Raw genomic sequence first — 15,082 nt, 5'->3', positions numbered from 1 at the left:
GATGCCTGGGTGGTGCAGCGCGAGGACGGCTCCTGGCTGCTCGACGGCCTGATTCCCCTGCCCGAGTTGAAAGACACGCTGGGCCTGAAAACCGTGCCGGAGGAAGAAAAAGGTCGCTATCACACCCTCTCCGGCATGTTCATGCTGCTACTTGGCCGCCTCGCCGTGACCGGCGACAAACTGGATTGGGAAGGCTGGTCGCTCGAAGTCGTCGATATCGACGGCAAGCGTATCGACAAGGTTCTGGCGATGCGTCTGCTGGAGCCGGTGGCGGAGGATGCAACGCTTGAAGGCGGTAATAATTAAGGCGCGCCGTTACGCTGTGTTGTCCATCGATTGATCCATGCAGAACGCCGCCCGAATGGGCGGCGTTCTGCATGGGGAGTACGCGCGGCGCGTTACAAAATCATCCCCGCCCCTACCGTGTTGTTGCTGCTTTCGTCGATGACGATGAAAGCGCCGGTGGCGCGGTTTTCCCGGTAAGGATCGACGAATAGCGGCTGGGCGAGCTTGAAGCTGACTTCGGCGATGTCGTTCATGGACAGTTTTTCGGCCGGTAGGTTTTCCAGGGTGTTGACGTCCAGGCGGTAGTCGATGGCGGTGAGCTTGGCTTTGCTGTCGCGGGTGGTGTGGCGGATCAGGTAGGTGCGGGCGCGGTCGAGCGGGGTTTCGGCGAGCCAGCACAGGGTGGCGCGGATTTCCTTGACCGGGGCGGGCGCTTCGGCGCTTTTGACGATCATGTCGCCGCGCGAGCAGTCGATTTCGTCGGCCAATAGCAGGGTGATGGATTGTTCGGTGAAGGCGGCGGGAATGTCTGTGCCGCCGATCTGGATGGCCTTGACGGTGGATTGCTGGCCGCCGGGCAGCACGGTGACGGCATCGCCGACCTGCAGGTGACCGGACTCGACCTGGCCCATGAAACCCCGGTAATCGTGTAGTTCCGGGTTGGCGGAATCCTGCGGGCGGCAGACGTATTGCACGGGAAAGCGGAATTTTTCGGCCTGTTCGCTGTGGGCAGCGGGGGCGCTTTCCAGGATTTCCAGCAGGGTGGGCCCTTGATACCAGGAGAGTGCCTCGCCGCGTTCGACGATCATGTCGCCGTTCAGGGCCGACAGCGGGATGAAACGCACGTCGGTAATGCCCAGTTTCTCGGCAAAAGCGAGGTAGTCGGCGCGGATTTCCTCGAAGCGCGCCGGCGAGTAATCGACCAGATCCATCTTGTTGACGGCCACCACCAGATGCGGGATGCCGACCAGTGAAACCAGCTTGGAGTGGCGGCGGGTCTGGGTGAGGATGCCCTTGCGCGCATCGACCAGAATGATGGCGAGGTTGGCGGTCGAGGCGGCGGTGATCATGTTGCGCGTGTACTGCTCGTGGCCGGGTGCGTCGGCGATGATGTACTTGCGCCGGCCGGTGGAGAAGTAGCGATAGGCGACATCGATGGTGATGCCCTGTTCGCGTTCGGCTTGCAGGCCGTCGGTCAAGAGCGACAGGTCGACCGCGCCCAGGCCGCGCTTTTGCGAGGTTTTTTCGATGGCTTGCAGGGTGTCGGCGAGCACCGCCTTGGTGTCGTAGAGCAGACGCCCGATCAGGGTGCTTTTGCCGTCGTCCACGCTGCCGCAGGTGAGGAAGCGCAACAGGCCGTTGTCTACCGTGCTGGCGTTATCGTGGGGGGTGTCATGGTTTGCGGTTGTCATGGTGTTCTCTTGGCTCGGATCAGGCCCAGATGGCCTTGGGAAAATGGTGCTGGATGCGTTCGTCGGCGGTGATCAGGCAGCCGCCGGCGGCGATGGTCTGACCGACGATGAGGCGGTCGAAAGGATCGCGCGTCCAGGTTTGCGTGGCAGCGGCGCGGGTGATGCTGGCAAATGGCGTGGGGTCGATGTGCAGGGGCAGGGTGGCGAGCGCGTTGAGGATGGCGCTGGCCCCTTGCTTGATGCGGCCGATCTCGTGCAGGAATTCGAGTTCCAGCTCGACCATCGGCGAAATCGCCAGCCAGCCGGATTCGATGGCCTCGCGCGCGGCGTGCGGCAACTGGCGACGTTTCTCGGTGCACAGCCAGATCAGGATGTGCGTGTCGAGAAAGGTCAGTCGAGGTTCCTGCTCTCGTTCCATTCGCTGGTCTCGATGTAGGGCAGTTCGTCCGGGTTGCCGACGATGATGTCGAGCAACGGCAGGCGCTCGATGCGGCTGCCGCCGCGTTCGGGTACCAGCCACAGGCGCTGGCCGTTGCGCTCGAGCGGCACCGGCTCGCCGCTGGCTAGCGCCGCGTCGGCGACCTGGAACAGATGGCTGCGAAAATGCGAGAAACGCATGGGTTCGGCAGTGGGGTAGGGGGGGGGGCTCGGGGAGGGGTTTGCCATGTCGCGCTCCTGTTGTACATCAGGATTTAATTCATTGTACAACGAAGATTTTTCAGAGACAAGCAGAGCGCCTTTGCTTGCGCTACGCGGTTTGGCCATCAGAAATACCCCTCTTTTTTGCGCTGCTCCATCGAGGCTTCGGAGGTCTGATCGTCGAGCCGGGTAGCGCCGCGTTCGGTGATGGTGGTGGTGGCGGTTTCGAGCACGATCTTGTCGAGCGTGTCGGCATCCGATTCCACCGGAGCGGTGCAGGAAATGTCACCGACGGTGCGAAAACGCACCTGTTTTTCGATGATTTCCTCACCTGGCTTGGGCAGATTGGTCAGCTCGCCGGAAGCCAGCGGCACATTGACCGGGACGATCGCGCCCTGGCGGATCACCACCGGGCGGGTGTGGGCGAAATAGATGGACGGCAGTTCGAGTTTTTCACGCTCGATGTATTGCCAGACGTCCATTTCCGTCCAGTTGGAGATGGGGAAGGCGCGGATGTTCTCGCCCTTGTGGGTGCGGGCGTTGAAGAGATTCCACAACTCCGGGCGTTGATTTTTCGGGTCCCACTGGCCGAATTCGTCACGAAAACTCATGATGCGTTCCTTGGCGCGGGCTTTTTCCTCGTCGCGCCGGGCACCGCCAATGCAGCAGTCAAAGCCGAATTCCTCGATGGCTTCGAGCAAGGTCACCGACTGATGCTTGTTGCGCGACTCGCCGGCGTGTTTCAAAACGACCGTGCCGCGTGCCATGGAGTCTTCGACGCTGCGCACGATCAGGCGTTCGCCGAGTTCGGCAGCGCGTTTGTCGCGGAATTCGACCACTTCCCTGTAGTTGTGGCCGGTGTCGATGTGCATCAGCGGGAAGGGGAATTTGCCGGGGCGAAAGGCTTTTTCGGCGATGCGCAGCATGCAGATGGAATCCTTGCCGCCGGAGAAAAGCAGCACCGGGTTGGCGCACTGGCCGGCCACTTCGCGCATGATGTGGATGGCTTCGGCTTCCAGCCAGTCGAGGTGGGAAAGGGTGTGACGGGAAAAATCAATAGCGCTCATTTCGGCAGAACCTTAAAGGAATGGCGCGCATTGTAACGCGGCCTTAATTCCGAATTAAGAACAAGAGCGCATCTTGTTATGGGTTTGTGGAATATAACTTAGGCCGCAATCAGCACGTCGCCGCGCGATTCATCGACGACGTAACGGGTGGTGCTGCCTAAAAGCAGTTCCTCCATCAGCTGACTGCCGCGCCGGCCCATGACGATGAGGTCGCAGTTTTGCGTGCTTTCCAGCTCGTGAATGAGGCCGGCGGCGTTGCCGTGCAGGGCGAGCAGATTGCTCGTTGCGGGGGCGATCTGCTCGCTTGCGGCGAGTTCGCGCAGTTGTTGCAAGCCCTGGTTCTGCGCTTGCATGCGGTATTGCTGAATGATGTCGCTGCTCACGCCGGCGTAGCGCATTTTGCCTTCGTAGGGCAGCTCCAGCACATGCAGCAGGGTGAGTGCGGCTTGCGGGGCAATGTCTTGCACAAGGTGTAGGGCGTCTAAGGAAGCCGGAGAAAAATCGAGGCAGACGAGGGCGTGTTGATAGGGTTTTTGCGTTTCGCTTTTGACCACCAGCACTGGCCGGCGGGTTTTGCGCAAGAGGCGGGCAGCGGTCGAGCCGACGGTAAGGTGGCGCAGGCTCGTTTCGCCGCGCGAGCCGATCACCAGCAAGCGGGCAGCGAGGTCGGCGGCGTGCTGCAGCAGGGCATCGACGGGTTTGCCGATCAGGATGTGGCAATCGCTCTCCACGCCGTGCGTGTGCTGCGGGTCAATCGCCAGTTGTTGCAATTCAGCCATGGCCTCGCCGATCAGGGCGCTGGAGAGGCTTGGCGCTTGCGTGGAGATCAGGCGCTGCAAATCGTCGAGAAAACTTGGGGTAATAGCGTGCGCCAGATGCAGCGGCCAATCGTGCTGGGCAGCAAGTTGCGCGGCGCGGTCGATCGCCAAATTGGCGCTGGGGGAAAAATCGGTAGCCACCAACAGGGGGGAGCAGGGCAGATTGGGCGATAAATCCATCATTTATCCTTTGTCGGGCAGGTTGGCGCGGCGTCGGCGTCAGTGCTAGGCGGGGCGTTTCTGTCACGAAAGCGGGCGGCGCGCATCAGGAGCAGGGTGGTGACCGGGGCGGTCAACACGAGAAAAAGGCCGATCAATATCTCGTGGATGACGAGCCGTCCGTGCAGCCCGGAAGATAGCAGCATCGAGGCAAGAAGCGCCCCCCCCGCGCCAAGTGTTGCGCCCAGGGTGGGCGCATGGACGCGGGCGTAAAAATCCTTCAGGCGGAGTAAGCCCAGGGTGCCGATCAAGGTGAGCAGGCCGCTGCTGATGAGAAACAGGCTTGCCGGCAGGCTGATCCAGAGGGGAAGTTCGCTCAAGAGCATCGGTTTTCAGGCCTCGATCACTTCGCCGCGCAGCAAAAATTTGGCCAGCGCCGCCGAGCCGACGAAACCGAAAAGCGCAATCAATAGAGCGATGTCGAAATAAAGTAAGGAACCCAGTCGTACGCCGAGTAGCAAAATAATGAGTAAACCGTTGATATATAAAGTATCGAGCGCCAGGATGCGGTCTTGTGTCGATGGGCCAATCGCCAGGCGCCAGGCGGCGCAAACGAGGGCCAGGGCGTAGCAGGCCAAGGCGAAATCCAGGGCAAAAACGAGGGCTTGGGCAAAGAAATCGCTCATTCGAAAATCCTCCGTAAAGGTGCTTCGTAACGCGCCTGGATCGTGTGTATCCAGGCCGCTTCGTCTTGCAGGTCGAGTATGTGCAGGGTGAGGATATTGCGTTCTAAGTCGTGTCCCGCCCAGACCGTGCCTGGGGTGGCGGTAACGATCATGGCCAGTGCGGCGAGCCCGTGCGGGTCGCGCAAAATTAACGGAATGTCGAGAAAGCCGACCTTTGGCGGGCCGTGGTGCAGGCCGAGGATGATGCGGCTGACCGCGATGTTGGAGCGCACGATGTCGCAGAACACATGCCAGAGCAGCCGCAAGGCCAGCCCGGGGTGCTTCGGGCGGGCGCGCTCAGGGCGCAGGCGCTGGGCCAGCAGGGTGAGGATGGCGGAAAAAAATGCGCCGAGCAGGAGTTGCGAGAGGGCCAGCGTTTGATTGATGAGCAGCCAGAAAAGGACGAGCAAAATGAAGAGGCGATGATTCATGGTGCCGGCACCTGTGTTGCGCCGTGCGCCGGGTTGAGCACCGCGCCAATGTAATCGGCGGGGTCGTACAGGCTGCGCGAGGCGGCGTCCGCCAGTGCGAGCAATTCTTCCGGCAAGATGGCGAGGCCCAGGCAGAGCAGCAGTAATACGGCCACCGGGCCGGCTTCCAGCCATTGCAGGTGCGGTGTCGGGCGCGCCATGTCCCAAAATACGCGCATGCCCAGGCGCGACAAGGCGATCAAACCAGCCAGGCCGGAAATGAGCAGGGCGGCAATGAAGAGGCCGGTGTGCGCCAGCGAAGCCGTTGGCAAGGAGGCCAGGGCGGCACCTAAGAGTGCGAGCTTGCCAACGAAACCGGAAAAGGGCGGCAAACCGGTCAATAAGAGCACGCAGCCGACAAAGGCCAAGCCGAGAAAGGCCATGGCAGCGGGAATGGCGACGCCCACCTGTTCATCGGGCGTTTCTTCGTCGTGCAATTCGACACCGAAGGCCTCCTGACTGATGGCGAGCAGGTCGGCTGCGGCACGCCGGTTACGCTGTGCCATTTCGATCAGCATGAAAAAAGCCCCGCTGCCCAACACCGAACTCACCAGGTAATAAATCGCCGGCCCGGTGAGCCGCGTGCCGGTAAAGCCGAAGGCGGTGAGCAAGGTGCCGGAAGAAACGATGACCAGAAAAGCCGCCAGCCGATCGAGCGACTGGCTGCTCAAGACACCGAGCGTGCCGGCAAAAAGCGTTGCCAGTCCGCAATAGAACAGCCAGTCGCCGCCAAAAGGCGGGGGCGCGACACTACCGCTTTCCTGAAACAGTACCCCCAGGCGCAGCAGCGCATAAATGCCGACCTTGGTCAGTACGGCAAAAATCGCTCCAACGGGTGCGACCGCGTGACCATAGGCGGCGGGGAGCCAGAAATTGAGTGGCCAGGCGGCGGCCTTGGTGAGAAATACCACGCCGAGCAGGGCGGCGGCGCTGTTAAAGAGCGGCCGGTCCGCTGCCGGCAGCGCTGCAATACGCCCCGGCAGTTCGGCCAGGTTCAGGCTGCCGGTCAAGCCATAGACGAGCGCGATGCCCAGCAGAAAAATCAGTGAAGCAACCAGATTGACCACGATGTAATGCAGTCCGGCACGCACCCGGGGGCCGCCGGAAGCGTGCAGCACCAACCCGTAGGAGGCGGCGAGCATGATTTCGAAGAAAACGAAGAGGTTGAATAAATCACCGGTCAGGAAGCTGCCGTTCAGCCCCATCAGCAGGAATTGAAAAAGTGGCAGAAAATGCACGCCGGCCTTTTCCCAGCGCGCTACGGAATAGATCAGTGCTGCCAGGCCCAGGGTGGCGGTGAGCAGCACCATGATCGCCGCCAAACGGTCTACGACGAGCACGATGCCAAAGGGGGCGGGCCAGCCGCCCAGAGCATAGACTCCGATCGAGGCCGCCCAGGGCAGATCGATGCGTCCATCGCTTGCCGCCAGCAGCAGCAGGGCAACGGCGAGCTGCGTCAGCAGCGCGAACACGGAGAGCAAGAGGCGCGGACCGTGGTGGCTGTCGCTGGAAAAAAGCAGCAGCGCACCAAAGACGAGCGGCAGCAGAATCGGCAAAATGGGTAAGTGGGCGAGCAGGAAGGTCATGGCTTAGTGCGCGTCCGTTTCTTTGCCATCGACGTGATCGCTGCCGTTCAAGCCGCGCGCGGCGAGCAGTACGACGAGAAAAAGGGCGGTCGTGGCAAAACCGATGACGATCGCCGTCAGCACCAGAGCCTGCGGCACCGGGTCGGCATAGTGCGCGGCGCTGCCGATGACGGGCGGTGCGCCGCTGTGCAGGCGTCCCATGGCGAAGATGAAAAGATTCACCGCGTAGCCTAAAAGCGATAACCCGATGATGACCTGAAAGCTGCGCGGGCGCAGGATCAGGTAAATGCCTGCCCCCGCCATGACGCCGACCGCCAGCGAAAAAATGAGTTCCGTCATGTCGCTGGCACCGGATTGGGGCGTGAGCGCAGGCTTTGGTGGCCCAGCGCGATCAAAATCAGCACCGTTGCGCCCACCACCAAGAGATACACGCCGATGTCAAAGAGCAGCACGGAAGACAGATGGATTTCGCCCAAAAAGGGCAGACTGCCGTGCCAGCGCTGCGCCTGCAGGAAGGCCGCCCCCTGCACCAAGGCCAGCAGCCCCGCGCCGGCCGCCGCCAGTAGTCCGCCGGCGATCCAGTAGAGCGGGCGGATGCGTAGCCGCGCTTCCAGCCAGCCGATGCCGCCGACGATGTATTGCAAGATGATGGTGGTGGCAAAAATCAGCCCGCCGACGAAACCGCCGCCCGGCGCGTTATGCCCGCGCAGCAGAAAATACAGCGAAACCAGCACGGCCATCGGCAGCAAAAGGCGCACCAGCACGGCGGGCAACATCAGGTAACCGGCGGGTAAAGAGGCACTGAGGGCAGCTTCAGCGTTTGTGTCAGCTTCGTCCTGGGCGCGTTGCTGCACCGGAATGGCCATGCTTTCCGGGGCAGGGCGAAAACGGCGCAGCAAGGCATAAATGCTGAGGGCAACAATGGCGAGCACGGTGATTTCGCCGAAGGTGTCAAAGCCACGAAAATCCACCAGGATGACGTTGACCACGTTTTGCCCGTCGCCCAGCGGTACGGCGTTCCCTGTGAAAAAATCTGCAAGTTGGCGTGGGGCGGGGCGGCTGAGAATGGCGTAAGCCAGTGCTGCGATACTGGCCCCGCCGGCAGTGGCGATCAAGGCATCGCGGCTGCGGCGCAAACGAATGCGCAGCGGTGCCGGGCCGGCAAAATAAGGATTGCCGCGCGGCAGCCAACGCAGCCCCAGCAAAATAAGGATGACGGTGACGATTTCTACGGCCAGTTGTGTCAAGGCCAAATCGGGTGCGGAAAACCAGACAAAAGTCAGGCAGGTGGCAAGCCCTGCGCCACCGGACAGGATCAGCGCGCCCAGGCGTTGGTGTTTTGCCAGCCAGGCCGCGCCCAATGCTGCGCTCGCACCGATCACCCAGATCAGGGCAAAAATGGCGTCGGTACTGTTGGGGGGACGCTCTGCGAGCGCCGTACCCAAGCGTAGAGGCTCGCTGCGAAAAACGAAAGCCGCCGCCAGACTGGCGAGAAAAATCAGGGCCAGCTGGGTTTGCAGGCGTTGCGAACTCAGGCGGGCCAGAAGTTGTGTCGCAAGCTGGGTGGTGAGGCGCAGGCTGGCTTCGAACAGGGCTTTGCCGTCGAAGCGGCGTAAGCTCGGCCAGCGCCGGGCAGGGCTGCGCCAGAGTACGAAATACAGGGCGATGCCGCCCAGCGTGGCGATAGCGCTCATCAACAAAGGCAGCTGCGCACCGTGCCAGAGCGCCAAATTGTAGGACGGCGCGGCGCTACCGAGCAGGGCATCGCTGGCCAGACGCAGATAGGGGCCAAGGGTTGTTGCCGGAAAAATGCCGACCAGTAGGCAGGCGGCGACCAGTACGGCGCTGGGGAGCAGCATCCAGCGGTTCGGATCGTGCGCTGGGCGCGGTAAATCCTTTGCTGGCGGGCCAAAAAAAGTGCCGTGGATGAAGCGTAAAGCGTAGGCCACGCTGAACGTGCCGGCCAGCGTCGCCGCGACCGGCAGCAGGATGCGCTGCCATTGCGGGCGGTCCAGGAAAATGGTCTCGGCAAAAAACATTTCCTTGGATAAAAAACCGTTCAGCAGCGGCACGCCGGCCATGGCGGCGGCGGCGACGGCGGCCAGGCTGGCGGTCAGCGGCATGGCGTGGCGCAGTCCGGAAAGACGGCGGATGTCGCGGCTGCCGGTTTCGTGGTCGATGATGCCCACCGCCATGAACAGCGATGCCTTGAAGGTGGCGTGGTTGACGATGTGAAACACCGCCGCCACCAGGGCGAGCGCACTGTTCATGCCGAGCAGCAGGGTAATCAGGCCGAGGTGGCTGACCGTGGAATAGGCCAGCACGCCTTTGAGATCGTCTTGTAGCAAGGCGAGATAGCCGCCCAAGAGCAGGGTAAACAGCCCGGCGCCGCCGATCAGCCAGAACCATACATCGCTGCCGGCCAGTACCGGCCACAGGCGGGCGAGCAGAAACACGCCGGCCTTGACCATGGTCGCCGAATGCAGATAGGCCGAAACCGGCGTCGGTGCGGCCATGGCGTGCGGCAGCCAGAAATGGAAGGGAAACTGCGCGCTTTTGGTCAGCGCGCCGAGTGCGATCAGGCAGACGATCGCCGGATACCAGTCGTGCGTTTTTATTTTTTCGGCTGCGGCGAAAACGGCATCGAGCTCGTAGCTGCCGACGATATGGCCGATCAGCAGCATGCCGCCGAGCATTGCCAGCCCGCCCATGCCGGTCACGGTGAGCGCCATGCGGGCACCGCTGCGGGCGTCCTGGCGGTGATGCCAGTAGGCGATCAGCATGAAAGAAGCGAGGCTGGTCAATTCCCAGAACATCGCCAGTTGCAAGAGATTGCCGGAGAGCACGATGCCCAGCATGGCCCCCATGAAGGCGAGCAGAAAGGCGAAAAAGCGCGGCACCGGGTCTTCCGGCGACATGTAATAGCGCGCGTAAAACACCACCAAAAGGCCAATCAGCGCCACCAAGAGGGCAAACAGCCAGGCAAAGCCATCCATGCGCAGCTGGAAAGCGATGTTCAAGGTGGGTGACCAGGGTAGGGCAAAATGCAAGACATTGCCGGCTTCCAGCGCCGGCAGCTGGTGCAGGATCAAGCCACAAACGCTGAGTGTTACCGCCCCGGCCAGCCAGGCTTCGGCGTTACGGGCATTGGCCGGCAAAAGGGCCGCGCACAGGCTGCCGAGGAAGGGCAGAACGAGTATCAGAAACAAGGACATACGCCCGAGTTTAACTGAGGAACCGGCTGTTTCCAGCCCGTGGCAAGGATTACGCCGGATTTTTTTGCAGCAGCAAACCGCACTCCAGGTGCGCGGTATAGGGAAACTGATCAAATATCGCGCTGGCGGCGATATGGTGGCTGCCGGCAAGTGCTGCCACATTGTCCTGCAAGCTGTGCGGGTTGCAGGAAATGTAGAGGATGTTGTCGAAACCAGCGGCGAGCGCCAGGGTGGCGGGGTCCAGACCGCTGCGCGGCGGGTCGACGAAGAGCGTCGAAAAACGGTAGCTGGCGAGATCGATCTCGCGCAGCCGCCGGAATTCGCGTACGCCCTGGAGCGCGGCGCTGATTTCCTCGCTCGCCAGGCGGGCGATGCTGACGTTGCCGCAGCCGTTGCGCGCCAGATTGTGCTCGGCGGCGGCGACAGAAACTTTGCTCATTTCCGTGGCCAGCACCTTATCGAAGAAAGGCGCGAGCGCCACGGTGAAATTGCCGTTACCGCAGTAGAGTTCGAGCAGGTCGTTGCCAAGCCGGTCCTTGTCAGATTTGCCGCCCAGGTTTTGCGCTTGGCTCTGCGCCCAGGCCAACATGTGCTGATTGACGCCGGCGTTGGGTTGGCTGAAAGCGCCTTCGTACTGGCGGTAGCGCAGGTTTTCGCCATTCACCTGCAGGCTTTCTTCCACCCAATCGCGCGTCAGCACAATTTTTTGCCCCCGGCTGCGCCCGATCAGGGCGATGCCCAGAGTTTCGGCCAGCGCATGCGCTGCTTCTGTCCAGGTCGTATCGAGTGCTCGGCGGTAGATCAAGGTGACCAGCATGTCGCCGGCCAGTGTGGCGAGAAACTCCACGCCATAGAGGCCTTGGCAGAGCGGCGGGATTTCCAGCATGACGGCGCGCAGGCGCGGCATGAGCGAACAAATGGCCGCATCGGCCACAGGAAATTGCTGCAATAACACGGGCTGGCGCGGGTTTGCCGGATCGAACATGGCGTAATCCCACACCCCGTCGTGCCGCCAGGCACGAAATTCGGCGCGCATCCGGTAATGCTCGGGGCGGGAGGCGAAAACGCTGGGTTCAGGGGCGTCCAGGGAGGCAAAGAGGCTCTGGAATACGGCCTTTTTTTCAGCGAGTTGCTGCGGGTAGCAGGCGGTGTCGAGTGTGGCAAACGGCATGGTAAAAGCGTAAGAAATGGCGCAAGGGCAGGATAAAGGCGCGCCGTGCGTGAGGGTAGATCGCTACGGCGCGGCGACTATAGCGCGTAAATTGGCGCGCTCGGGGATAGAATTCGCTCTGTTCCCCATTTTCACCCTGTGAGACGGATTTGAACGACCCCGCCACCCAACTTCGTTTGCATGATCTGGCCGCGCGCGATGTGCTGACGGTGAATGCCGATTTGACCCTGTCGGCCGCGCTGGAAGAGTTGGCGGCGGTTGGCGCGTCGACCTTGGTGGTGCGCTCGGGTGGGCGGGCGGTGGGCATTCTCACCGAGCACGACTGGCCTCGTTTGTTGCGCGCGCGGGTGGCGCTGACCTGTACGGTGGGCGAGGTGATGAGTGTCCCCTTGATCACCGTGCCGCCCGATATGCAGGTCGATGTCGCAGAGCGCCTGATGCGTGCGCACAGCATTCGCCATCTGGTGCTGGTCGATGAGGCTGGAGAATCCTTGGGGGTGGTGACCGCCGCGCGCGCCTGGCAGGCGCAGCAACAGGTTTTGCGCCAGAGTGAGGAACGCCTGCGCCAGTTGTTTGAGTACGCCCCCGTGCCGCTCGTCTGGATCAGCGGGCAAGGCCGCCCGATGCTGCTCAATCGGGCTTTTACGGCCTTGTTCGGCTATTTGCCGGGCGATTTTCCCGATCTGCATACCTGGGCGCATTGCGCTTTTCCTGACCCCGCCGTGCGTGCCGCCGTCAATGCCGAATGGCGGGGGGCGGTCGCCCGGGCGCGGGCCAGCGAGCAAAGTACGGTGGCCCCTCTGGAATGTTTCGTGCGTTGTGCCAACGGGCAGGTGCGCACGGTCGAGGTGGCCGGGGTGTTGCTGGGTAATGAAGTGCTGGTGAGCTTCATCGATGTCTCTGAAGAGCGCGAGCAGCGCCAGCGTTTGGAATTCAATAACGAAATTTTGTCCGATATTTCCGCCGACGTGCCGCTGAACGCCGTGTTGCAGCATCTTTGCCGGGGTATCGAGGCGCGGGTGCCGGCGGTGCGCTGCAGTTTCATGGCCTACGACGGCGAGGCACATTGCCTGCGCGACCCGGTGGTCAGCAGTCTGCCGGAAAGCTATTGCACTGCGCTGCAGGAAATCGCCGTCGGGCCGAACGCCGGTTCTTGCGGCACAGCGGTGTACCACGGGCAAGAGGTTTTTTCCGCCGATCTGGCGGTCGATGCGCGCTGGGCAGATTGGCGTGAGTTTGCCGCGCAGCATCAGTTGGGGGCTTGCTGGAGTACCTTGGTTCTTTCGCGCCGGGGCGGTTTGCTGGGTACCCTGGCGGTGTATTGGAGCAAACCGCAGCCAAAAATCAATGCGGCGCTGCGCGAGTACGTCGCTTCCGCCGGGCATCTGGCGGCGATTGCCATGGAAAAAGCCCGCCGCGAAATGGATTTGCGGGGGGTGTTGGCAGCGCACGCAGAAAACGAAATGCAGTTGCGCAAACTCTCCTTGGCCGTTGAACAAAGCCCGGTCACAGTGGTGATTACCGATACTCAGGCGCGCATTGAATATGCCAATCAAGCCTTTGCCCGCATCAGCGGCTATGCGGTGCAAGATGTATTGGGCAAGAACCCGCGCGTGCTGCAAAGCGGCTTGACGCCCAAGGAGCAATTCACGGCCATGTGGGACAGCTTGTTACGCGGTGAAACCTGGTCCGGCCAGCTGATCAACCGCAACAAGGCGGGCGAGGTTTATTACGAATACGCCATTATTTCGCCGATTCGTCAGCCGAGCGGCGAGGTGACGCATTACCTGGCGGTCAAGCAAGATGTCACGCAAAACAAGAAAATCAGCGAAGAGCTGGAGCGCTATCGCACGCATCTGGAAGACCTCGTCAAGCAGCGTACCTTGGCCTTGGAGCAGGCAAGCCGGGAAGCGGAACTGGCCAACCGCGCCAAATCGGTGTTTTTGGCCAATATGAGCCACGAAATTCGCACGCCGATGAATGCCATCGTCGGCCTGACGCATCGTTTGCTCAAACAAGAGGTGGCCAATGAACAGCGCAACCACCTGGAAATGATTCAGGCTTCCGCCGATCATTTGCTGGCGGTGATCAACGATGTGCTGGATTTGTCGCGCATCGAAGCCGGTAAATTGGAATTGACGCAGGAAAATTTCAATCTGCCCGCACTCTTGGGGCAGGTGCTTAATTTGGTGCGCGAGCGGGCGCAGGCGAAAAATCTCTCCTTGCAAGTCGATACGGGCGACGTGCCGACTTGGGTGTATGGCGATGCGACGCGCGTCTCGCAAGCCCTGCTCAATTATTTGAGTAATGCCATCAAATTTACCGAAAAAGGCCAGATCACCTTGCGCGCGCACCTGCTGGAGCAAACGGCGGCGGCCTACCGCTTGCGTTTTGAAGTGCTGGACACCGGCATCGGCATTGCGCCGCAGGTTTTGGAACGCCTGTTCAACCCCTTCGAACAGGGCGACGGCTCGACGACGCGCGAATACGGCGGCAGCGGTCTGGGCTTGGCGATTACCCGGCAACTGGCGGAATTGATGGGCGGCGCGGCCGGTTGCCGCAGCGAGCCCGGTACGGGCAGCGTCTTTTGGTTCGACATTACGCTGGCGGCCGGCGAAGTGCCGGCGCAGGCGGAGCAAGCGGCCGCGCCGAGCGCCGATTTGCCGGACGAATCCTGGTTGCGCCAGCACGCGCAGGGGGTGACGGTGTTGATCTGCGAAGACAATCTGATCAATCAGGAAGTGGCGCGCGCCCTGCTCGAAGATGTCGGTATCGTGGTGCAGCTTGCCGATAACGGCGAGGCCGGCGTGCGTGCGGTGCAGCGTGATTCTTGCGCGCTCGTGCTGATGGATGTGCAGATGCCGGTGCTGGACGGTTTGGCGGCGACCCGGCGCATCCGCAGCCTGCCCGGCAAAGCCGCCCTGCCGATTCTGGCCATGACGGCGAATGCCTTTGCCGAAGACCGTAAAAACTGCCTGGATGCCGGCATGAACGATTTCATCGCCAAGCCGGTCAACCCGTCCGCGCTTTACGCCGCGCTGCGCCGCTGGCTGCCGCTGGGCGAGGCAGCCGCAACAGTCAGCGAAAAGCGCACAGAAACACTGCCGTTTGCCGCAGCACACGTCCCCAGTCTGGCGGACGCGCTGGCGGCTCTGCCGGGAATCGAGTTGCCGCGCTTGCTGGCCTGCGTGCGCGGCAAGCATGAACGGGCGGCCCAGTTGTTGCGCCTGTTTGCCGAGAACCACCAAGACGATGCCGCGCACTGCCGCGCCTACCTGCAAACCGGCGATTACGCAGCGCTCGAGCGCACCGTGCATACGCTCAAAGGTGCGGCCGGTGCGGTGGCGCTCGAGCCCTTGTTTACGCAGGCCAATGCGCTCTTGCAGGCGGCGCGCTCGGCCCAGCCAGAAGCAGAATTGCTGACTGGCATCAATGACCTGGAGGCCGCGCTGGCGAGCGCCTGTCAGGCGATTCAGGCTTTGCCGCGGGCGTGAGCGAATTGTTTTTGGCGCTTCCCCATCGTTCAGTGGGGGTG

At 62.0% G+C, this 15,082-nt stretch carries 14 protein-coding genes; 2 read left to right on the top strand and 12 right to left on the bottom strand.

The features are described from left to right. Positions 1-306 (top strand): transporter associated domain-containing protein (locus tag ACM62Q_RS08390; protein WP_415035491.1); only part of this gene is annotated, 306 nt, incomplete at its 5' end. A 92-nt stretch (positions 307-398) separates the two neighbouring features. Here the strand turns inward: ACM62Q_RS08390 and cysN are convergent. The 12 genes from cysN to trmA all read right to left on the bottom strand — a co-directional run bounded on the left by cysN (position 399) and on the right by trmA (position 11,547). After that, the gene (cysN, locus tag ACM62Q_RS08385) at positions 399-1,697 is read right to left on the bottom strand and encodes a sulfate adenylyltransferase subunit CysN (RefSeq protein WP_415035489.1); all 1,299 of its coding nucleotides are present in this window, start codon (positions 1,695-1,697) and stop codon (positions 399-401) included. Positions 1,698-1,716: 19 nt separating this feature from the next. After that, the gene (locus ACM62Q_RS08380; protein ID WP_415035487.1) at positions 1,717-2,115 is read right to left on the bottom strand and encodes a type II toxin-antitoxin system VapC family toxin; all 399 of its coding nucleotides are present in this window, start codon (positions 2,113-2,115) and stop codon (positions 1,717-1,719) included. Further along, on the bottom strand, positions 2,088-2,363 hold the full coding sequence (locus tag ACM62Q_RS08375) for a hypothetical protein (RefSeq protein ID WP_415035485.1): 276 nt from the start codon (positions 2,361-2,363) through the stop codon (positions 2,088-2,090). Before ACM62Q_RS08375 ends, ACM62Q_RS08380 begins: the two co-directional genes overlap by 28 nt. A 98-nt stretch (positions 2,364-2,461) precedes the next feature. Further along, positions 2,462-3,403, bottom strand: coding sequence for a sulfate adenylyltransferase subunit CysD (cysD, locus tag ACM62Q_RS08370; RefSeq protein ID WP_415035483.1), 942 nt, complete (start codon positions 3,401-3,403; stop codon positions 2,462-2,464). 98 nt (positions 3,404-3,501) lie between these two features. Next, positions 3,502-4,404, bottom strand: coding sequence for a universal stress protein (locus ACM62Q_RS08365; RefSeq protein WP_415035481.1), 903 nt, complete (start codon positions 4,402-4,404; stop codon positions 3,502-3,504). Further along, the gene (gene mnhG / locus ACM62Q_RS08360) at positions 4,401-4,760 is read right to left on the bottom strand and encodes a monovalent cation/H(+) antiporter subunit G (RefSeq protein WP_415035479.1); all 360 of its coding nucleotides are present in this window, start codon (positions 4,758-4,760) and stop codon (positions 4,401-4,403) included. The genes ACM62Q_RS08365 and mnhG overlap by 4 nt, the downstream gene beginning before the upstream one ends. A 12-nt stretch (positions 4,761-4,772) precedes the next feature. Next, on the bottom strand, positions 4,773-5,066 hold the full coding sequence (locus ACM62Q_RS08355) for a K+/H+ antiporter subunit F (RefSeq protein ID WP_415035477.1): 294 nt from the start codon (positions 5,064-5,066) through the stop codon (positions 4,773-4,775). Further along, positions 5,063-5,536 carry a Na+/H+ antiporter subunit E gene (locus ACM62Q_RS08350; RefSeq protein ID WP_415035475.1) on the bottom strand — a complete coding sequence of 158 codons (474 nt, stop codon included), beginning with the start codon at positions 5,534-5,536 and terminating at the stop codon, positions 5,063-5,065. Before ACM62Q_RS08350 ends, ACM62Q_RS08355 begins: the two co-directional genes overlap by 4 nt. Next, positions 5,533-7,161, bottom strand: a complete 1,629-nt coding sequence (locus tag ACM62Q_RS08345) for a monovalent cation/H+ antiporter subunit D (protein ID WP_415035473.1) — start codon at positions 7,159-7,161, stop codon at positions 5,533-5,535. Before ACM62Q_RS08345 ends, ACM62Q_RS08350 begins: the two co-directional genes overlap by 4 nt. A gap of 3 nt (positions 7,162-7,164) precedes the next feature. Beyond that, positions 7,165-7,500: a Na+/H+ antiporter subunit C gene (locus tag ACM62Q_RS08340; RefSeq protein WP_415035471.1), complete on the bottom strand. Its 336-nt coding sequence runs from the start codon at positions 7,498-7,500 to the stop codon at positions 7,165-7,167. Beyond that, the gene (locus ACM62Q_RS08335; RefSeq protein WP_415035469.1) at positions 7,497-10,376 is read right to left on the bottom strand and encodes a monovalent cation/H+ antiporter subunit A; all 2,880 of its coding nucleotides are present in this window, start codon (positions 10,374-10,376) and stop codon (positions 7,497-7,499) included. The genes ACM62Q_RS08340 and ACM62Q_RS08335 overlap by 4 nt, the downstream gene beginning before the upstream one ends. Positions 10,377-10,425: 49 nt before the next feature. Beyond that, a complete protein-coding gene (trmA, locus tag ACM62Q_RS08330) occupies positions 10,426-11,547 on the bottom strand; it encodes a tRNA (uridine(54)-C5)-methyltransferase TrmA (protein ID WP_415035467.1) in 1,122 nt (373 codons plus the stop codon). A 149-nt stretch (positions 11,548-11,696) separates the two neighbouring features. On the opposite strand from trmA, the gene ACM62Q_RS08325 reads away from it, so the two are divergent. Further along, positions 11,697-15,041 (top strand): PAS domain S-box protein, encoded by a 3,345-nt coding sequence (locus ACM62Q_RS08325; protein ID WP_415035465.1) that lies wholly within the window; start codon positions 11,697-11,699, stop codon positions 15,039-15,041. The last annotated feature ends 41 nt before the right edge of the window (positions 15,042-15,082 follow it).

The sequence above is a fragment of the Azonexus sp. genome, from assembly GCF_047638095.1.
Lineage (GTDB): Bacteria > Pseudomonadota > Gammaproteobacteria > Burkholderiales > Rhodocyclaceae > Azonexus.
Note: the sequence above shows the minus strand (reverse complement) of the source record. Positions and strands in the feature narration are given on the sequence as shown.